General features: G+C 64.3%; 19 protein-coding genes and 2 tRNA genes. 5 read left to right on the forward strand and 16 right to left on the reverse strand.

Annotation, left to right across the window (positions count from 1 at the left end):
* The 4 genes from ACIQ67_RS15220 to ACIQ67_RS15235 form a co-directional block, all read left to right on the forward strand.
* Nucleotides 1–793 (forward strand): aminopeptidase N C-terminal domain-containing protein (locus ACIQ67_RS15220; RefSeq protein ID WP_397535228.1); only part of this gene is annotated, 793 nt, incomplete at its 5' end.
* Between the two features lie 31 nt (nt 794–824).
* Entirely contained in the window at nt 825–1838 is a 1014-nt protein-coding gene (locus ACIQ67_RS15225; RefSeq protein WP_397535229.1) for a class 1 fructose-bisphosphatase, read from the forward strand.
* A gap of 26 nt (nt 1839–1864) precedes the next feature.
* Nucleotides 1865–1940 (forward strand) — tRNA-Thr (locus tag ACIQ67_RS15230).
* Between the two features lie 446 nt (nt 1941–2386).
* The gene (locus ACIQ67_RS15235; protein WP_397535230.1) at nt 2387–3487 is read left to right on the forward strand and encodes an NADH:flavin oxidoreductase; all 1101 of its coding nucleotides are present in this window, start codon (nt 2387–2389) and stop codon (nt 3485–3487) included.
* A gap of 62 nt (nt 3488–3549) precedes the next feature.
* Here ACIQ67_RS15235 and ACIQ67_RS15240 read toward each other — a convergent pair whose 3' ends face one another.
* The 11 genes from ACIQ67_RS15240 to ACIQ67_RS15290 all read right to left on the reverse strand — a co-directional run bounded on the left by ACIQ67_RS15240 (nt 3550) and on the right by ACIQ67_RS15290 (nt 13596).
* A complete protein-coding gene (locus ACIQ67_RS15240; protein WP_397535231.1) occupies nt 3550–4581 on the reverse strand; it encodes a TRAP transporter substrate-binding protein in 1032 nt (343 codons plus the stop codon).
* A 26-nt stretch (nt 4582–4607) separates the two neighbouring features.
* The gene (locus ACIQ67_RS15245) at nt 4608–5930 is read right to left on the reverse strand and encodes a TRAP transporter large permease (protein ID WP_397535232.1); all 1323 of its coding nucleotides are present in this window, start codon (nt 5928–5930) and stop codon (nt 4608–4610) included.
* Nucleotides 5927–6433, reverse strand: coding sequence for a TRAP transporter small permease (locus tag ACIQ67_RS15250; protein ID WP_397535233.1), 507 nt, complete (start codon nt 6431–6433; stop codon nt 5927–5929). Before ACIQ67_RS15250 ends, ACIQ67_RS15245 begins: the two co-directional genes overlap by 4 nt.
* A gap of 29 nt (nt 6434–6462) precedes the next feature.
* A complete protein-coding gene (locus ACIQ67_RS15255; RefSeq protein WP_397535234.1) occupies nt 6463–7422 on the reverse strand; it encodes a Gfo/Idh/MocA family oxidoreductase in 960 nt (319 codons plus the stop codon).
* 1 nt (nt 7423) lies between these two features.
* Nucleotides 7424–8278: a class III extradiol dioxygenase subunit beta gene (locus tag ACIQ67_RS15260; protein ID WP_397535235.1), complete on the reverse strand. Its 855-nt coding sequence runs from the start codon at nt 8276–8278 to the stop codon at nt 7424–7426.
* 1 nt (nt 8279) lies between these two features.
* The gene (gene ligA, locus ACIQ67_RS15265; protein ID WP_397535236.1) at nt 8280–8732 is read right to left on the reverse strand and encodes a protocatechuate 4,5-dioxygenase subunit alpha; all 453 of its coding nucleotides are present in this window, start codon (nt 8730–8732) and stop codon (nt 8280–8282) included.
* A gap of 6 nt (nt 8733–8738) precedes the next feature.
* Nucleotides 8739–9695 (reverse strand): amidohydrolase family protein, encoded by a 957-nt coding sequence (locus ACIQ67_RS15270; protein WP_397535237.1) that lies wholly within the window; start codon nt 9693–9695, stop codon nt 8739–8741.
* 7 nt (nt 9696–9702) lie between these two features.
* Nucleotides 9703–10644 carry a DUF1932 domain-containing protein gene (locus ACIQ67_RS15275; protein ID WP_397535238.1) on the reverse strand — a complete coding sequence of 314 codons (942 nt, stop codon included), beginning with the start codon at nt 10642–10644 and terminating at the stop codon, nt 9703–9705.
* Between the two features lie 10 nt (nt 10645–10654).
* Nucleotides 10655–11338 (reverse strand): 4-carboxy-4-hydroxy-2-oxoadipate aldolase/oxaloacetate decarboxylase, encoded by a 684-nt coding sequence (gene ligK, locus ACIQ67_RS15280; protein ID WP_397535239.1) that lies wholly within the window; start codon nt 11336–11338, stop codon nt 10655–10657.
* Nucleotides 11339–11366: 28 nt separating this feature from the next.
* The gene (locus ACIQ67_RS15285; RefSeq protein WP_397535246.1) at nt 11367–12395 is read right to left on the reverse strand and encodes an amidohydrolase family protein; all 1029 of its coding nucleotides are present in this window, start codon (nt 12393–12395) and stop codon (nt 11367–11369) included.
* A 61-nt stretch (nt 12396–12456) separates the two neighbouring features.
* Nucleotides 12457–13596, reverse strand: a complete 1140-nt coding sequence (locus tag ACIQ67_RS15290) for a 4-oxalomesaconate tautomerase (RefSeq protein ID WP_397535240.1) — start codon at nt 13594–13596, stop codon at nt 12457–12459.
* 110 nt (nt 13597–13706) lie between these two features.
* On the opposite strand from ACIQ67_RS15290, the gene ACIQ67_RS15295 reads away from it, so the two are divergent.
* The gene (locus ACIQ67_RS15295; RefSeq protein WP_397535241.1) at nt 13707–14603 is read left to right on the forward strand and encodes a LysR family transcriptional regulator; all 897 of its coding nucleotides are present in this window, start codon (nt 13707–13709) and stop codon (nt 14601–14603) included.
* Between the two features lie 23 nt (nt 14604–14626).
* Here the strand turns inward: ACIQ67_RS15295 and ACIQ67_RS15300 are convergent, their stop codons facing one another.
* The 5 genes from ACIQ67_RS15300 to ACIQ67_RS15320 form a co-directional block, all read right to left on the reverse strand.
* A complete protein-coding gene (locus tag ACIQ67_RS15300; protein ID WP_397535242.1) occupies nt 14627–16864 on the reverse strand; it encodes a putative bifunctional diguanylate cyclase/phosphodiesterase in 2238 nt (745 codons plus the stop codon).
* Nucleotides 16865–17119: 255 nt separating this feature from the next.
* Nucleotides 17120–17196 (reverse strand) — tRNA-Pro (locus ACIQ67_RS15305).
* A gap of 34 nt (nt 17197–17230) precedes the next feature.
* Nucleotides 17231–17671 (reverse strand): MerR family transcriptional regulator, encoded by a 441-nt coding sequence (locus ACIQ67_RS15310; protein WP_397535243.1) that lies wholly within the window; start codon nt 17669–17671, stop codon nt 17231–17233.
* Between the two features lie 34 nt (nt 17672–17705).
* A complete protein-coding gene (locus ACIQ67_RS15315) occupies nt 17706–18080 on the reverse strand; it encodes an integration host factor subunit alpha (protein ID WP_397535244.1) in 375 nt (124 codons plus the stop codon).
* Nucleotides 18081–18092: 12 nt separating this feature from the next.
* Nucleotides 18093–18289, reverse strand: a 197-nt coding sequence (locus ACIQ67_RS15320) for a hypothetical protein (RefSeq protein ID WP_397535245.1), incomplete at its 5' end; no start/stop codon positions are given.

Below are 18289 nucleotides of genomic sequence, written 5' to 3' on the forward strand. Positions count from 1 at the left end.
GCTGCCGGACGAAGCCTACATCGCCGAGCAGCTCGACCAGGTCGACCCGCAGGCCATCCACGCGGCGGTCGAAGCCGCCCAGCAGCAGCTGGCCAAAGCTCTGCGTGACGACTGGGAAGCCGCCTTCGATGCCAACCAGATCCAGGGCGGCTACACGCCCGATCCGGTCTCGTCGGGCAAGCGCGCGTTGGCCAATCTGGCGCTGGCGATGCTGGTGCTGGACGCGACGCGCCGTGGCGACACGGTCTGGCCCGGCCGCGCTTTCCAGCGCTTCAAGGATGCCGGCGACATGACGGTGCGCCTGGGCGCGCTGTCGGCCCTGGTCGGCGCCCATGCCGAGCTGGCGCAGCCCGCGCTGGACCGCTTCCATGCGCTGTTCAAGGGCGATGCGCTGGTGACCGACAAATGGTTCGCGCTGCAGGCGCGCGCGCCCGAGCAGGATGGCAAAACCTTTGCCCGCGTCAAGCAACTGCTGCAGCACCCGGACTTCACGCTGAAGAACCCGAACCGTGCGCGCAGCCTGGTGTCCTCGCTGTGCCTGTTCAACCCGGCCGCCTTCCACCGCAAGGACGCGGCAGGCTATGTGTTCTGGGCCGAGCAGGTGCTGGCGCTGGATGCGATCAACCCGCAGATCGCCAGCCGTCTGGCGCGCGGCATGGACCGCTGGGCCTCGCTGGCCGAGCCCTATCGCAGCGCGGCCCGCGAAGCGATTGCCCGCGTCACTGCCAAGCCCGACCTCTCACCCGATGTGCGCGAGATCGTCGAGCACGCACTGGCTTCCGGCCAGGCCTGACCCCTCACCTCACAGCAAGAGCTTCACCATCATGACCCGTCGCGTCAGCCTCACCCAGTACCTGATCGAGCAGCAGCGCCAGCATGGCCACATCCCGCAGGAGCTGCGCCTGCTGATCGAAGTCGTCGCACGCGCCTGCAAGCGCATCGCCATCAGCGTCAACAAAGGCGCTCTCGGCGATGTGCTGGGCACGGCCGGCAGCGAGAACGTGCAGGGCGAGGTCCAGAAGAAGCTCGACATCATCGCCAACGAGGTGCTGATCGAGGCCAATGAGTGGGGCGGCCACCTGGCCGCGATGGCCTCTGAGGAGATGGAGGGCATCTACCTGGTGCCCAACCGCTTCCCCCAGGGCGAGTACCTCTTGATGTTCGACCCGCTGGACGGCTCGTCCAACATCGACGTCAACGTCTCGATCGGCACCATCTTCTCGGTGCTGAAGAAGCCTGAAGGCGCCAAGGGCGTCAGTGAGGACGACTTCCTGCAGCCCGGCAGCCAGCAAGCCGCCGCCGGCTACTGCGTCTATGGCCCGCAGACCACGCTGGTACTGACGGTGGGCGACGGCGTCACGATGTTCACGCTGGACCGCGAGCAGGGTTCTTTCGTGCTGACGACCGAGAGCGTGAGCATCCCGGAGGACACCAAGGAGTTCGCCATCAATATGTCGAACATGCGCCATTGGGACGAACCGATGAAGCGCTATATCGACGAATGCCTGGCCGGCAAGGATGGCCCGCGCGGAAAGGATTTCAATATGCGCTGGATCGCCTCCATGGTGGCCGATGTGCATCGCATCCTGACGCGCGGCGGTGTCTTCATGTACCCCTGGGACAAACGTGAACCCAACAAGGCCGGCAAGCTACGCCTGATGTACGAGGCCAACCCGATGGCCTTCCTGATCGAGCAGGCCGGTGGCGCCGCCACCAATGCGCGCCAGCGCATCCTGGACCTGACACCGACGCAGCTGCATGAGCGCGTCTCGGTCGTGCTGGGCTCCAAGAACGAGGTCGAACGAATCACCGCCTACCACCTTGACGACAACCACTGAAATTCGTCTATAATCGTGGGCTTGACGCCGATGTAGCTCAGTTGGTAGAGCAGCGCATTCGTAATGCGAAGGTCGGGAGTTCGACTCTCTTCATCGGCACCAGAAAAATCAAGGGGTTAGCACTGCAAGGTGCTGACCCCTTGTGCTTTTACGGCCCGCATGTAGGCGCCGTGCAGCCAACTGCTATGGGTTTTCGGACCGATTCAGCGGCTTTGAGCCCAAAGCGCTCGTTGATCCCCGCGGCCGCGCTTCCAGCGATTCGGGAACAACTCTAACTTCGCGTGTTCCCGGAACCGATTGCGCCATCGGGTCGCGCGCCTTCGCCTCTGCTGCGCTCATCTTCCATCGGCTGCGCGCAACGCGCCCAGTGGTCTCACAGCGAAGAGTCCAGGTCCAGAGTTCGATTTGCTTCATGCAGCGATGGTGACAGCGGCATGGCTCACCAGATGTGCCAGGCGAGCGCAAGCGTGCGCGCCAACGGCCAGGCGCAGCCGCTGCGCAAGACCTGACCCGCGCGGCGAAATGGCGGAGCCGGGACAATGCTCGGCATGAGTTCAAAGTCCTCTCTCTCCAGCCCCCTCACACTGCCCCGCGGCCCGGCCCTGAAGAACCGCCTGGCACTTGCCCCGCTGACCAACCGGCAGAGCTTGCCCGATGGCAGCCTCGGCGCCGACGAATTCCGCTGGCTCACGAAGCGCGCCGAGGGTGACTTCTCGCTGACGATGAGCTGTGCTGCCCATGTGCAAGCCGGCGGCCAGGGATTCCCCGGCCAGCTCGGCATCTGGTCGGACGCGCACTTGCCCGGTCTGGAGCGTCTGGCGAGCGGCATCCGCGCGGCCGGCAGCGTGTCGTCCGTGCAGATCCAGCACTCCGGCTGCCGCGCCAAGCCCGAGCTCACCGGCCAGCAGCCCGTGGCACCCTGGGATGATGCGGAGACCGGCGCGCGGGCGCTCAGCACGGCCGAGGTCGAGCAGTTGGTTGAGGACTTCATCCTGGCGGCCTTGCGGGCCGAGCGCGCGGGCTTCGACGGGGTCGAGCTGCATGGCGCGCATGGCTACATGCTGGGTCAGTTCCTCGACACCCGCAATGTGCAGCGCAGCGACCGCTATGGCGGCACTTTCGAAAACCGCAGCCGCATCCTGTTCGAGATCATCGATGGCATCCGCAGCCGCGCCGCCCGCAGCTTCCAGCTCGGGCTGCGGCTGTCGCCCGAACGCTTTGGCCTCACCCTGCCGGAATCACGCGCACTGGCCCAGGCCATGATGGGCAGCGGCCAGTTGGACTATCTGGACATGTCCCTGTGGGATGTCTTCAGTGAACCGATTGATGAAGCCTTCAAGGGCAAGACCTTGCTGGGCTGCTTCACCGAGCTGGAGCGCGGCGGTACCCGCCTGGGCGTGGCGGGCAAGATCATGGATGCCGCCACGGCGCAGCGCTGCCTGGACCAGGGCGCCGACTTTGTGCTGATCGGTCGCGGCGCCATCCTGCACCACGATTTTCCGCGGCGTGCCATCGCAGACCCGGGCTTCGCATCGGCCGAGCTTCCGATCAGCGCCGAGCATCTCCGCCAGGAGGGCGTGGGCCCGGCCTTCCTCGACTATCTTTCCACCGCCTGGCAGAACTTCGTCAGCAAGCCCGAACAGCGCTGATCAAGGCAAGAAACAGAGGGCCAGCACCTTGCGGCGCCGGCCCTGTTCTGATCAGCCTGGAATTACTGGCTGGCCGCATGCTTGGCGATCAGCTTGCGGGCGGTGTCCAGCATCTGCGCGCCATTGGCGCCCTTGGCGTCCATGTCCTTGATCCAGTCTGCGGACAGGCGCTCACCCAGCTTCTTCCAGGTGGCGAGCTCGCTGGCCGGAATCACATTGGTGGTGTTCTTCGCCGTGAACTTCTTGCCCGTGGCATCCGCCTGCAGGAAGGCGCGACCGGCTGCCGCCGAAAGCGCCAGGCCGCTGTTGGCATCGATCACCTTCTTCAGATCGGCCGGCAGCCCCTCGTACTTGGCCTTGTTCATCGCCAACACGAAGGTCGCTGTGTAGAAGGCGGCTTCGGCCGGATCGGTCTCCGAGTGGAACTTCACCAGCTCGTGGATCTTCAGCGAGGGTACCACCTCATACGGCACCACTGCACCATCGATCACGCCCTTGGACAACGCATCGCCAACCTGGGGCACGGGCATGCTGACCGGTGTGGCGCCCAGCATCGCGATGAACTTGTTGGTCATGCGGGTGGGAGCGCGCAGCTTCAGGCCGCGCAGATCGGCCGTGGTCTTGATCGGCTTGCTGGTCATGTGGAACACGCCATCGCCGTGCACATGGAAGGCCAGCGGCTTGTAGTCCTTGAACTCCTGCTGGCTGAACTGCTGCGTGTACTCCCACAGCGCCTTGCTGGTGGCCTCGGGGCTCTGCATCATGAAGGGCAGCTCGAAGGCTTCCAGCGACGGGAAGCGGCCGGCGGTATAGCCCGGCAGCGTCCAGACCACGTCAGCCACGCCGTCACGCACCTGCTCGATCAGCTGAGGCGGCGTGCCACCGAGTTGCATCGACGGATAGATCTGGCACTTCATGCGGCCCTTGGATTCGGCCGCGATCTTGTCGCACCAGGGCTGCAGGATCAGCGTGTGCGTCGGCGAGGACGGCGGCAAGAAATGGTGCACCTTGAGCACGATCTCGTCAGCCTGGGCCGCCAGCGGCAGCAGGCCGGCAGCTGCCAGTGCAATGCCAATCTTTCGCAATGTCTTCATGGTCTTGTCTCCTACTTGTTGAACGATCAGGTGAGTTGGTGAACCAGCCACAGGGCCAGTGAAGGGAAGGCGATGAGCAGCCCCAGCCGCACAAAGTCGGTGATCAGGAAGGGCACCACGCCCTTGTAGGTCTCGCTCATGGGCACGTCCTTTGCCAGGCCGTTCATGATGTAGACGTTGAGCCCGACGGGCGGGAAGATCATGCCGATCTCGCACACGGTGAGGATCAGGATGCCGAACCACAGCGCCTTGTCGGAAGGCGCCAACCCGAAGAAGTCCATACCCATGATGACCGGGAACAGCGTGGGCACTGTCAGCAGGATCATCGACATCTCGTCCATCACGCAGCCCAGCAGCACATAGAACAGCATCACGCAGGCCATCAGCACGATGGGCGAGATCTGCATATGCGCCACCAGATCGGCCAGATGCGCGGGCAGCTGCGACAGCGCCAGCGAGGCGTTGATCATGTCCGCACCGATGAAGATCAGGAAGATCATGCCGCTGGTCTGCGCCGCGGTCCGCACGGCTGACGCGAAGCGCTTGAAGCTCATCTCGCCGCGCACAGCGGTGATCACAAAGGTCAACAGCGTGCCGATCGACGCGCCTTCGGTGGCCGTGAACAGGCCCCCGTAGATGCCGCCGAAGACGATCAGGAAAATCGTCAGGATCGGCCAGACCTTGAGCGTGGCCTGCAGCACCGCGCTGGCCGAGGCAGCCTCGGCCTCGGGCGCATGCTCGGGATGGATGCGCACCATCACTGCAATCGCAATCAGGTAGCCGACTGCCGCCAGCAGCGCCGGCACATAGGCGGCCAGGAACATCTTGGTGATGTTCTGCTCGGTCAGGATGGCATAGACCATCAGCGTCACCGATGGGGGCAGCAGCACCCCCATCGTGCCGCCCGTCGCCAGCACGGCGGTGGCCAAACGTCCCGAGTAGTTGATGCGGCGCATCTGCGGATAGGCCACCTGGGCGATGGTTGCCGTGGTGGCAACCGTGCTGCCCGAGATCGAACCGAAGGCCGCGCAGGCCAGCACGCTGGCCATCGCCATGCCGCCCTTGAAGCGGCCAAGCAACGCGTTCGCAAAGTCGAACAGCGCCTTGGACAGGCCGCCCTGAACCGCCAGCGCGCCCATCAGCATGAAGAGCGGAATCACCGAAAGGTCATAGACCGACACGCGCCCGTAGACCGCGCCCTTCAGATGAGCCAGCAGCGGCGACCAGCCAGACAGAAAGATATAGCCCAGTGCACCCGGCACGAACATCGCGATCGCGATCGGGATGCGCACCGCCATCAGCACCAGCATCAGGCCGAACACGGCCAGGCCCACAGTCATCTCGCTCATGCGGCCTCCCCATCGGCGCCGCCCTTGAGCAATTGCAAGGTCTGCTGCGCGCCGATAGCCACGCACAGCGCGAAGCCCGGCAGCATCAGCACATAGGGCCACCACAGCGGCAGGTCCATCAGCATCGAGCGCTCACCGGCCGCACGCATATCGATCGCGCCGACGGCCACACGCCAGACGATCAGCGCCATCACCAGCGTGTAGAGCGCGCAGCCCAGCGCGTCCATCAGCCGCTGCGAGCGCGCGGAGGCCTTCTGGGTGAAGAAGTCCACGATGATGTTGGCCTTGTGCAGCTGGGTATAGGGCAGGAAGGACGACACCACCACGGCGCAGCCCAGCTGCACCAGTTCCACATCGCCCAGGATGGGGTGGGCGAAGAAAGCCCGGCCGATGACGCTGACCACGGTCATCCCCGCCATGGCAAGCAGCACGGTGCCGCCGATCGCCGCATTCAGATCGCACAGCAGGCGCAGCCAGGACCTGTGCTCTTGGGTTTCAGCCACTCTTTTGTCTCCCTCGATGTTGGGATCGCTCAGCCTTGCATCTGCAGTTCCAGCGCGTGCAGCACCTGGTAGCAAGGCAGCACCTGGGTCACGCTGCCATTGGGCTCGCGGCCTTCGCGGATGGCGGCGAAGAACTCGCGGTCCTGCAGCTCGATGCCGTTCATGGACACATCGACCTGGGAGACATCGACCCTTTCTTCCTTGCCGTTGAACAGATCGTCATAGCGCGCGATATAGGTACCCGTGTCGCCGATGTAGCGGAAGAAGGTGCCCAGGGGGCCGTCGTTGTTGAAGGACAGCGATAGCGTGCAGATCGCGCCGTTGGCGGCCTTCAGCTGGATGCTCATGTCCATCGCGATGCCCAGCGTCGGGTGGATGGGCCCCTGGACCGCATTGGCCTTCACCACCGGCGATCCGCATTGGTAGGCGAACAGATCCACCGTGTGCGCGGCGTGGTGCCACAGCAGGTGGTCGGTCCAGCTGCGCGGCTGGCCCAGCGCATTCATGTTCGTGCGTCGGAAGAAATAGGTCTGCACATCCATCTGCTGGATGTTGAACTCGCCGGCGGCGATCTTCTTGCGCACCCACTGATGACTGGGGTTGAAGCGGCGCGTGTGGCCGCACATCGCCACCAGGCCCGTCTCGCGCTGCACCTGCACCACCTCCTCGCCATCGCGCAGCACATCGCACAGCGGAATCTCCACCTGCACATGCTTGCCTGCCTTCATACAGGCAATCGCCTGCTGCGCGTGCATCTGCGTGGGCGTGCACAGGATCACCGCATCCACCTCGGGCAGCGTGAGTGCATCGCTCAAATCGGTGCTCACATGCCCGATGCCGTACTTGGCGGCGACTTCATGGGTCTTCGCCAGGTCGCGGCTGACCAGCGAGACGACCTCGACGCCGCCAATGCTCTTGATGCCGTCCAGATGCTTGATGCCGAAGGCACCGGCGCCGGCCAGCGCGACCTTGAGGGTTTTCTCTGCCATATCAGTTGTTCTCCAGGATCAGATGGCCCACCGCCGTGTTCGACGCAGGCACGTGATAGAAGCGCTGGCGCAGCGTCGGCGCCGGACCACCGAAGATGTCGGACATCGCACCGCGTGCGATCAGCCACATCACCAGCTCGATGCCCTCGGAGCCGGCTTCGCGCACATAGTCGATATGCGGCACTTCGGCCTGGCCGGCGGGGTCGGCAAGCAGGCGGTCGAGGAAGGCGTTGTCCCAGGCCTTGTTGATCAGGCCGGCGCGCGCGCCCTGCAGCTGGTGGCTCATGCCGCCGGTGCCCCAGATTTGCACCTTGAGCGGCTCGTCATAGGACTCCACCGCACGCCGGATCGCCTGACCCAGCTGGAAGCAGCGCTTGCCGGACGGCACCGGGTACTGCACCACGTTGACGTGAAATGGAATCACCGGGCAAGGCCAGGCCTCGGGCTGGCCGCACATCAGCGACAGCGGCACCGTCAGGCCATGGTCGACGGGCATCTTGTTGACGATGGTGAGGTCGAAGTCGTCCTGGATCACCGACTGTGCGATATGCGCGGCCAGCTGCGGATGGCCCTTGACCACCGGGACCGGACGCGGGCCCCAGCCTTCATCAGCAGGCTGGAACTCGGCTGCGCAGCCAATGGCGAAGGTAGGGATCAGGTCCAGGCTAAAGGCCGTGGCATGGTCGTTGTAGACGAGGAAGATCGCGTCGGGCTTGTTGTCCTTCATCCACTGTTTGCTGGGCTCATAGCCGGCAAACAGCGGCTGCCAGTAAGGCTCCTGCGTCTTGCCCAGGTCGATGGCCACGCCGATGGCCGGCACATGCGAGGTGTAAACGCTTGCGGTGATCTTGGCCATCTCAGGCCTCCTTGCTCTTCTTGTTCTTGCCGGCCGCGCCCTGCGGCTGGTGCTGCGGCTGCGCGTCGCCGTCCTCGCCAAGGTAGCGGTTGCCCTCCGGTGAGCGGCCGCCCTTGACCATCATGTCGCGGTACTCGGCCTCGCTCATGCCTGTCATCGAGCCGGCCATCTGCTGGAAGGACAGGCCGTCGGTGGCGCCGATGCGCGCGAGGAAGTAGATATTGCCGCCCAGGCGCATGCACCAGTTCAGATCGCGGGCCTGCACCGCCTGCTTCTGCTCCTCGTCCATTGGCCATTCGTCCAGATAGGCGCGCTCATCGGCCTTGAAGCGTGCGCGGTTCTCGGCCTTCATCAGCGAGGTGCAGAACTGGTTGAGCCAGTAACCTTTGCGCGACTGCTCGGCGTCGAAGATGATGGTGCCGGGCACATCCAGATAGGGTTTCTCGAGAGCCATGTTGCTTCAGCCTTTGCTCATTTCTTCTGGCCAGTAAAGGCGCATCGGGTTGTCGACCAGCAGCTTCTTCTGCAGTTCGGGCGTGCGGGCGATCTGCGGGATGAAGTCCACCAACAGGCCGTCGTCCGGCATGTGGTCCTTCAGATTGGGGTGCGGCCAGTCGGTGCCCCACAGCACGCGGTCCGGGAAGGCCTCGACCACGCGGCGCGCGAAGGGCATGACGTCCTGGTAGTACCCGGCCTGCTCGCTGCTCAGTTGGCCGGGTAGTGCCTTCGGCCCGGTGACCGAGAGGCGTTCCGGGCAGGACACCTTGCTCCACACATTCGGATGCTCGCGCATGAACTTCAGGAACAGCGCGAACTCCGGGCCATCGACGGGCTTGCTCACATCGGGGCGGCCCATATGGTCGACCACCACGGTGGTGGGCAGCGCGGTGAAGAAGTCCCACAGCTCGGGCAGATCCACCGCTTCGAAATAGATCACAACATGCCAGCCCAGTTTGGTGATGCGAGCGGCAATCTCCATCAGCTCGTCCTTGGGCGTGAAGTCCACCAGGCGCTTGACGAAGTTGAAGCGCACGCCGCGCACGCCGGCGGCGTGCAACTGCTGCAGCTCATCGTCGCTGATCGTGCGGCGCACAGTGGCGACGCCGCGCGCCTTGCCACCCGAGGCGATGCAGGCATCGACCATGGCTCGGTTGTCGGCGCCATGGCAGGTGGCCTGAACGATCACATTGCGCGCAAAGCCCAGCTGCTCGCGCAGCGCGAACAGCTGCTGCTTGCTGGCGTCGCAGGGCGTGTACTTGCGCTCTGGCGCATAGGGGAACTCTGCACCCGGGCCAAAGACATGGCAGTGCGCATCCACGCTACCCGCGGGCAGCTGGAAGCGCGGCTGGCTCGGGCCCTCGTACCAGTCCAGCCAGCCGGCCGTCTTCTGGAAGTCACCCGAAGTGGGTTTTCTCATGATGGGGTCAGTCCTTGCTCAATGTCTTGGTGTTCACTTGCGCCAGGATGCGGTCAGCTTCCACGCGCCAGTCGGGACTGCGCGCAAAGCCCTTGCTGCCCTTGGCGCCGAACAGGCCCGCGTCGGCCAGATCGGCCACCCAGGCCTGGCGCTCGGCCGTGCCGCTGGCGCTCCAGGGCGTGAGGCCCGCTTCGCGCACGGTCTCAGCCACCTCGCGCACTTCCTCGCTGCGGCGGCGGCCATGTTCGATAACGCGCTGGAAGAAGTAGGCGCCCTGCTTCTCCCAGTCGATGCCGGGGAAGGTTTCGTACAGCGAGGCGATCAGCGCGTCTTCCACGCCGTAGTGGCGCGCCGTGGTGAAGCTCTCGATCACCATGGCCTCCAGACCCTTGATCATCACGCTGCGACACATCTTGGTCGCCGAGGCCACGCCCAGTCTTTCGCTCGCCACCTTGGCCGCGAAGCCCAGCGCGTTCAGCGGCGCCGTCAGCGCAGCGGCATCCGGCCCACCCAGCAACAGCGGTACTTTGAGGCGGTAAGGCGGCACGCTGGTCATCACCGCGCCCTCGACGTAGCGACCGCCCGCCTCATTCACTGCCTGTGCGGCACGCTGCTTGGCGCCGGGCGAAGCGCTGTTGAAGTCGAGGAAGAAGGCACCGCGCTTGATAGCGAGTGCGCTGGCCTTGGCCACGGTCACCGCCTGGCTGGCCGTGACGGCACTGATGACCAGATCGCTGCGCATCGCCAGCTCGGCATGCGAAGCGGCCAGCCATACGCCGAACTCACCCGCATGCTGCCGCAGGCTCACCGCGCTGGCAGGCTGCTCCAGCTTGAGGTCGTAGGCACTGACCGCGAGGCCGTCAGCACGCAGGTCCTCGGCCAGGATGCGGCCGACCTCACCGAAGCCGACCAGGCCCACATGCCAGCTCTTCGGATCAACGATGGGCATGGTCTGGCACTCAGTCGATGTAGCGCAGGCCGGCCTTGGCCAGCGGTTCGCGCATCTTGTACATGTCCAGGCCCAGCACGCCGGACGCCAGCTTGGCGCGCTTCTCGCCCTCGAATGACTCGCGCGCAGCCGCGGCGGCGGCCACCTCAGCGGCACGCGCCGAAGGCACACAGACCACGCCGTCGTCGTCGGCGACGATCACGTCACCGGGCGTCACCCACATGCCGGCGCAGACCACCGGGATATTCACCGAGCCCAGCGTGGCCTTGATGGTGCCCTTGGCAGAAACAGCTTTGCTCCACACCGGGAACTGCATCTGCTGCAGCGTCTTCACGTCGCGCACGCCGGCATCGATGACCAGCGCCCGCGCGCCACGCGCCTGAAAGGAGGTGGCAAGCAAATCGCCGAAGAAGCCGTCCGTGCAGTCGGCGGTGACGGCGGCAACAACGATGTCACCCGCTTGGATCTGCTCGGCCGCGACATGCATCATCCAGTTGTCGCCCGGCTGCAGAAGCACCGTCACTGCCGTGCCCGAGACCTGCGCACCGGCGTAGATCGGGCGCATATAGGGCTTGAGCAGGCCCACGCGGCCCATGGCCTCATGCACGGTGGCCGAGCCGTACTGGGCCAGCTGGTCGGCGGCCGCGCGCTCGGCGCGCTGGATGTTGCGGTACACGACTCCGAGTTCGTACATGGCGGCTTCCTTCTGTGCTTGTGCTTGGTTACAGGCCCTTGGCCTTAAGCGCCATATCCAGTCGGCTGAATACGCGGCGCGCGTTGCCCTCGTAGACCTGGTAGCGCTCTTCCTGGTTGAGGTTAGCGGTGGCCTCGATATAGCGTTTGGTGTCGTCGTAGTAGTGGCCGGTGGTCGGGTCGATGCCGCGCACCGCGCCGATCATCTCGCTGGCGAAGAGCACGTTCTTCACCGGGATCACCTGGGTCAGCAGGTCGATGCCCGGTTGGTGATAGACGCAGGTGTCGAAGAAGATGTTGTTCAGCAGATGCTCGTCGAGCAGCGGCTTCTTCATCTCCTGCGCCAGGCCGCGGAAGCGCCCCCAGTGGTAGGGCACCGCGCCGCCACCGTGCGGGATAAGAAACTTCAGCGTCGGGAAATCCTTGAACAGATCGCCGCTAAGGCACTGCATGAAAGCGGTGGTGTCGGCGTTCAGGTAGTGCGCGCCGGTAGTGTGGAAGCAGGCGTTGCAGCTGGTGCTGACGTGGATCATCGCCGGGATGTCGTACTCGACCATCTTCTCGTAGATGGGGTACCAGTGGCGGTCGGTCAGCGGCGGGCTGGTCCAATGGCCGCCGGACGGGTCAGGGTTCAGGTTGACGCCGACGAAGCCGTAGTCCTTGACGCAGCGCTCCAGCTCGGGGATGGATGTCTTGGGGTCCACGCCCGGCGACTGCGGCAGCATGGCCGCGCCGATGAAGTGGTCCGGGAAGAGTTCGCTGACCCGGTAGCAGAGCTCGTTGCAGATCGCGGCCCAGGTCGACGAAGTCTCGAAGTCGCCAATGTGATGGGCCATGAAACTGGCCCGCGGGCTGAAGATGGTCAGGTCTGAACCGCGCTGCTTCATCAGCTTGAGCTGGTTGGTTTCGATGGACTCGCGCAGCTCGTCGTCGCTGATCTTCAGGTCGGCGGAACTGGGCTTCTTGCTCGGGTCCTTCAGTGCGGCGATCTGGAGATCGCGCCAGGCGCCCAGGGCGGCGGGCGCGGTGGTGTAGTGGCCGTGGACATCGATGATCAGCGGCTTGGCTTGGCTCATTTCTCTTCTCTCTCCTGAATGTTCTGGGGTGCTTGGGCCTGGCTCAGCGACCGGCCCAGACCGAGCCCGGCACTAGCACCTCGCCGCGCATCAGGGCGCGCGCTGTGCGCAGCAAAGCAGCTTGCGTGACGGTCTGCGGGTCGGCCGGGTCGGTGGCAAGCGCCACGCTGAATTCGCCGGTGGGATGCTCGACCGAGACATTGAAGGCGCCGCTCGCGTCAGCTGCAGGCATCTGCACGACGCCCTCGCAGACCGTGCCCTTGAGCACGCAGGCCGTGCCCACGGTGACGGCGGCCAGCACGCCGATGGCGTCATGGCAGACATGCGGAATAAAGCTGCGCGTGCTGATCGCCCCGCCTGCGCGCGGCGGCGCGATCAGCGTCATCTTGGGATAGTTCTTCTGGCTCACATCGCCCAGGCCCATCTGCAGCGAGACGGCCAGGCGCAGCGCCTCGATACGGGTCTTCAGCTCGCTGTCGGCGTTCAGCTCGGCCACACTCTCGTAGCCGGTGCAGCCTATGTCCTCGGCCTTGAAGATCACCAGCGGCATGCCGTTGTCGATGCAGCTCACCTCGATGCTGAAGGGCGCGAAGCCAGCGCCTTCGACGTTGATGGTGTCCTTCGAACGGCCGGTGGGCAGCAGGCCCGAGCAGACCGAGCCCGCGGTGTCGAGAAAGTTGATGGTGATCGGCGCCGAGCTGCCCGGCGCACCGTCTATGCGCGCGCTGCCCTCGTGCTCCACATAACGCTGACCATCATTGCCCAGCGGCGTCTGCACAGTGATGTCTGCCGCCATGTCGGTGTTGAGCGTTAGCACCCGGTAGCTGCTGGTATCGCCCTGCGGCTGCACCAGGCCCATCTCCAGCGCGAAGGGCACGACGGCAGCCAGCATATTGCCGCAGTTGGGGGTGGTGTCGACCGTGTCCTTGTCCGGCTGCAACTGCGCGAACAGGAATTCAAGGTCGATGCCGGCGCGCGCGCTCTTGCCAACGATGCCGACCTTGCTGGTCAGCGGATGCGCGCCGCCCACGCCGTCGATCTGGCGCCGGTCGGGCGAACCAAGCGCGGCCAGCAGTACCCGGTCGCGCGTGGGCACATCGGCCGGCAGGTCGCTGGCCCGAAAGAACGGCCCCTTCGAGGTGCCGCCACGCATCAGCAGGCAGGGAATCGCAGTCTGCTTCATTCTTGTTTGTCTCCTGGCTGCGCATTGTGGGAAGCCCGGCCCAAGCGGCCAAGCCCCGGTGAACGCTAACTGCTATGCCGCCGCGGCATGGTTCAGGGCAGAATTGGCCGATGGATCTCAAGCAACTCGAATACTTCGTCCAGGTGGCCGAACAGGGCAGCTTCAGCCGCGCCGCCGTCCAGCTGGGGGTGGCCCAGCCGGCGCTGAGCCGTCAGGTGCGGGCGCTGGAGGTGGAGCTGCGCGAAACCCTGCTGCTGCGCAATGGCCGCGGCGTCACACTGACCGAGCCAGGCCGGCAGTTGCTGGCACGCGGCCGCGACATCCTGCAGCTCGCGCTGGCTGCGCAGCAGGAAATCGGTGCCCGCCGCGATGAGCCGGTGGGGCAGATCGTTGTCGGCCTGCCGCCCAGCCTGGCGCGACGCATCACCGTGCCGCTGATCGAGCACTTTCAGCGCGCGATGCCACGGGCCAAGCTGGCCGTCGTCGAGGGTTTCTCAACCCATATCTGCGAATGGCTAGGCACCGGCCGGGTGGACCTGGGGCTGGTCTACAACCCGGAGCCCAGTCCCGCGATCGAGATCACGCCCGTGCTGCAGGAAAAGCTGATGCTGGTGGGGCCTAGCGCCGAGATGGTGAGGCTGGGCGGACGCAATGTGCCGCTGGTGGAGCTGGCCCGGCTGCCGCTGGTAATGCCCCAGTGGGGCCACAGTTTCAGGCGCCTGATGGAGACGCAGGCTGCGCTCGCCGGTGTCAAGCTGCAGATTGCCTGGGAAGTCTCCAGCGTGCCCACGATTCTGGACCTGGTGCGCCGCGGTCATGGGTATGCGGCGCTGACAGGCAGTGCGCTGAGTGCAGACGCTCAGCCCGACGATCTAGCGCAGTCGACGATTACCGCGCCTGAGATCTTCAGCACGCTGTGCCTGGCCAGCAGTTCACAGAAACGGCGCAATGCGCTGCATCTTCGGACTGCCAAGGCCATTGGCCAACTCTGTCGAGGCGATGCCTGATGCCGAGGCGGAGGATGGTTGGCTCAGCTTGAAGCCCTTGCGGAGACGTGCTGGTCCAGCCAAGTCAACAGCGCCGGCTCGTCCAAGGGCCGCGAGTAAAGCCAGCCCTGCACTTCTTCGCAGCCCAAGGCCTTCAGCGCCTGCGCCTGCTGCTCGGTCTCGACACCTTCTGCCGTGATGCTCATGCCCATGCTGTGCCCCAGGCCAATTACCATGCGCGCGATGCTGTCGTCCTTGTGCATCTCATTGACGAAGCCTCGGTCGATCTTCAGTCGATGGGCCTGAAGCTTGCGGAGCACACCCAACGATGAAAATCCGGTCCCGAAGTCGTCGATGGCGACGGTGACGCCCAGCGCTGCGATCTCGACGAGCAACTCACTGACTAGCTCAAGATCGTCGGCTGCCATGGATTCGGTGATTTCCAGCTCGATCTGCGCGGGCGGTACTGCAGTCTCAGACAGCACTTGCCGCAGCACTTCGGAGAATCCAGGCTCGCGCAACTGGGCATGAGAGACGTTGATCGCCATGCTGAGCTGCAAGTACCCTGCGGCGCGCAGGCGGGCCAGCTGGCTGCACGCGGCACGCAGCACATAGGATCCGAGCGCGACCATCAGCCCAGCCTTTTCGGCCAAGGGAATGAAGCGGTCGGGCGGAACGAAATGCCCGTCTGCGCGGCGCCAGCGCAGCAGCGCCTCGACGCCGCTGACCTGCCCGGTCGCCAGATGAAGCTTGGGCTGGTAGACGAGAAACAGGTGCTGGGCATCAAATGCATTGCGAAGACCATTGAGCAGATGCATTCGCTCGCGGGCGTCCTGCCCCATGGACTCCGAGAAGTGGATCGCCTTGCCTCGCTGATGCAGCTTGGCCTGCTTCAACGCGACATGTGCGTCCCTCAGCAAGGCAGTACCGGTGCGCGCCGTTTCGGCCAGTTGGACCAGGCCAACACTCGCGCTGATGCGCAGCCGCTGACCCTTCACGTTGAAGACATCGGCAAAAAGACGCTGAAGCGTGTCGCCACCAAGCTCGGCCGATGGGCCGAGAAGCGCGAACACATCGCTGCCAATGCGAGCCAGGGTGGCTTGGGGCAAGGCTGCCGACAAGCGATCGGCAATCGCTCGCAGCACCGCATCGCCGAACTCATGTCCGAGTGTGTCGTTAATGGCCGAGAACTCGTCGACATCCAGCAGCGCCAGCGTGGTCTGGCACAGCTCCGAGCTTGTCGCAGCCAACAGTTCGATCAGGCGATTCAGGTTAGGAACGCGCAACAGAGGATCAACGTAGGCCTGGTCCACCAGGCGCCCATAAAGCAACACGTTCTCGAAACCGACGGCGGTACTGGCGCAGAACACCTCGAGCAGATGCCGGTCCAGCGGCTCGAGCTCACGCCGGACGTCAACATAGGCCGCGATGCCTCGCTCGTCTTCAGTCGCAAAGTACAGGAGCAATGGCGGCTCGAAGCGACCGCGCCGCTCGTTCAGGCATTGCTGCAGCGCCTGACTCACCTCCGGTAGGGCCAGCTCGGACAGCGGTTGCTGCATCATGTGGCTGAACTGGCCAGATGCCGCAATCACCCGGGCTGGCTCGCCGCTCTTCTCGATTCCCGCCTGAGCACAGATCAACCCTTCCGGTTCGACATTCAACAAGGCACAGAGCTGAGCAACGACGCCTTGCGCGAACAGCTGCATCCCGTGAAGCTTGGTCAAGGAAGTGCTGGCCTGCACCACCGTCTCCAGCCCGCGACGCATTTCTTCATGCGCGCGCATTTGCTGGTAGGCCCGCACTGCAGACGTCAGGCTGGTGAACAAGCGTACGCGCGTCAGCTCGGACTTAGTCTTGTAGTCATTGATGTCGTAGTTGCGGATCGTGTCCATCTCAGGGGCATAACCTGGTTGCCCTGTCCGCAGGATGATGCGCAAGGCGCTGCGCTTGAGCACCTCGCGGACATGGACCACCAGGCGCAGACCCGCGTCTTCCGCCTCCATCACGACGTCCAGCAGAATCACCGCCAGATCCTCTGTCGCCGCGACAAGTTCCCTTGCCTGTGCCCCGGAAAACGCGTGAAGCAGCAGCAGCGGGCGGCCCTCCACCAAGAGACCACGCAAGGCCAACTCGGTGGCGTGATGAACATCCGCGTCATCGTCGACGACCAGCACCTTCCAGGGATTTGCAGCTGCGCTCGGATGCGCCTCAGCTTCTCGGTCGTCCTCGATGAGGAGTGTGTCCTCGTCATCCAGCGGACAAACAGCGTCGGACTGTTTCATGGGAACTCTTGATTGGGCTACTTCACGGTCGAATGTATCAGTTATATTATTTCAATGACATCTCGAACCGACGCTCCAGCGAGGCGTTGTGAACGATTTCGCAAACCTTGGCAGTTGAGTTGATCGCGGCATCGGTCCGGCACTCGCTGCGGTCTTGTCTGTTGCCCATGCTGAGAGGCATTGGCAACAGACCCCAAAACGGAAAAACGGCCTAGACGCGTTAGCATCTAGGCCGTTGATTTCTCTTCTTGTTTTTGGTCGGGGTGGCGGGATTCGAACTCGCGACCCCTTGCACCCCATGCAAGTGCGCTACCAGGCTGCGCTACACCCCGACGAAGCCTTGCATTATAGGCCAGTAATTACCGCCTAGGCAAGCAAAGACTCGCGTATCGACATCAATTCCTTGCGGACCTGGTCGAGCGACAGCAAGCCAGGGCCACCGAGTTCACCATCAGCAGCAAACTCGGCATCCGCGACAGCTGGGTCTGTGTCGAACTCACCCGCTGCGAGGGTCTCATCCTGAAAGGCTTGCGCCGCGTCGAGCCGCTGTGAGCCGAGTTCACCCAGTTGATTGCGCGCGCCGGAAATGGTGAAGCCTTGGTCGTACAGGAGATCACGGATGCGGCGGATCAGCAGCACCTCGTGGTGCTGGTAATAGCGCCGATTGCCCCGCCGTTTCATCGGCTTGAGCTGGGTGAACTCCTGTTCCCAATAGCGCAGCACGTAGGGCTTCACGCCGCACAACTCACTGACTTCACCGATCGTGAAGTAGCGTTTGGCAGGAATCGCAGGAAGCGCTTTGTCCATTGAAATCAAGGGCTTCAGGTGGGGAGGTCAGACTCTACTCGAAGTCTTCAGCCGCAGGTGTATCACCTTGCACCTGTCCCTTGAGTTTGTGGCTGGCATGAAAAGTCACGACATTGCGCGCCTTGATGGGAATCGCTTCACCGGTGCGCGGATTCCGCCCAGGTCGTGGTGCCTTGCGCCGGATATTGAAGTTGCCATAGCCCGACAGCTTCACGTCTTGTCCCGTCACCAGGCTGGCGTGAATGATGTCGAAGAAGGCCTCGACCATGTCCTTGGACTCGCGCTTGTTCAAACCCAGCTTGTCGAACAGCAGTTCAGCCAGCTCCGCCTTGGTCAGAGTCGGCGTCTCAAGACTGGGCAGCAGCACACGGGCAGCGCCGTCGCGGGACTCGTCGTCGTTAATGCTCATCGGGTTCCCTCCTCAGCCCCGCAGCTTGGCGCCCAGATCGGCACGCAGGCGAGCGATCACCGCCGCCACCGCCTGCTCGATCCGCTCATCAGTCAAGGTGGCCGCCTCGTCAAGAAGCTCGAGACGAACGGCCAGACTGCGCTCACCGGCTTGGAGCTCGCCGGTCGGTTGCGCAGGCTTGAACACGTCGAACAACTTGGCTGAGCGAA

Source organism: Roseateles sp. (genome assembly GCF_044373315.1).
Taxonomy (GTDB): Bacteria; Pseudomonadota; Gammaproteobacteria; order Burkholderiales; family Burkholderiaceae_C; genus JACDQM01.

Bases quoted from the DNA above. Each gene is read 5' to 3' on its own strand.
- ACIQ67_RS15225 (WP_397535229.1), top strand. From the start codon at position 825: ATGACCCGTCGCGTCAGCCTCACCCAGTACCTGATCGAGCAGCAGCGC.
- ACIQ67_RS15235 (WP_397535230.1), top strand. From the start codon at position 2,387: ATGAGTTCAAAGTCCTCTCTCTCCAGCCCCCTCACACTGCCCCGCGGC.
- ACIQ67_RS15240 (WP_397535231.1), bottom strand. From the start codon at position 4,581: ATGAAGACATTGCGAAAGATTGGCATTGCACTGGCAGCTGCCGGCCTG.
- ACIQ67_RS15245 (WP_397535232.1), bottom strand. From the start codon at position 5,930: ATGAGCGAGATGACTGTGGGCCTGGCCGTGTTCGGCCTGATGCTGGTG.
- ACIQ67_RS15255 (WP_397535234.1), bottom strand. From the start codon at position 7,422: ATGGCAGAGAAAACCCTCAAGGTCGCGCTGGCCGGCGCCGGTGCCTTC.
- ACIQ67_RS15260 (WP_397535235.1), bottom strand. From the start codon at position 8,278: ATGGCCAAGATCACCGCAAGCGTTTACACCTCGCATGTGCCGGCCATC.
- ligA (WP_397535236.1), bottom strand. From the start codon at position 8,732: ATGGCTCTCGAGAAACCCTATCTGGATGTGCCCGGCACCATCATCTTC.
- ACIQ67_RS15270 (WP_397535237.1), bottom strand. From the start codon at position 9,695: ATGAGAAAACCCACTTCGGGTGACTTCCAGAAGACGGCCGGCTGGCTG.
- ACIQ67_RS15275 (WP_397535238.1), bottom strand. From the start codon at position 10,644: ATGCCCATCGTTGATCCGAAGAGCTGGCATGTGGGCCTGGTCGGCTTC.
- ligK (WP_397535239.1), bottom strand. From the start codon at position 11,338: ATGTACGAACTCGGAGTCGTGTACCGCAACATCCAGCGCGCCGAGCGC.
- ACIQ67_RS15290 (WP_397535240.1), bottom strand. From the start codon at position 13,596: ATGAAGCAGACTGCGATTCCCTGCCTGCTGATGCGTGGCGGCACCTCG.
- ACIQ67_RS15295 (WP_397535241.1), top strand. From the start codon at position 13,707: ATGGATCTCAAGCAACTCGAATACTTCGTCCAGGTGGCCGAACAGGGC.
- ACIQ67_RS15300 (WP_397535242.1), bottom strand. From the start codon at position 16,864: ATGAAACAGTCCGACGCTGTTTGTCCGCTGGATGACGAGGACACACTC.
- ACIQ67_RS15310 (WP_397535243.1), bottom strand. From the start codon at position 17,671: ATGGACAAAGCGCTTCCTGCGATTCCTGCCAAACGCTACTTCACGATC.
- ACIQ67_RS15315 (WP_397535244.1), bottom strand. From the start codon at position 18,080: ATGAGCATTAACGACGACGAGTCCCGCGACGGCGCTGCCCGTGTGCTG.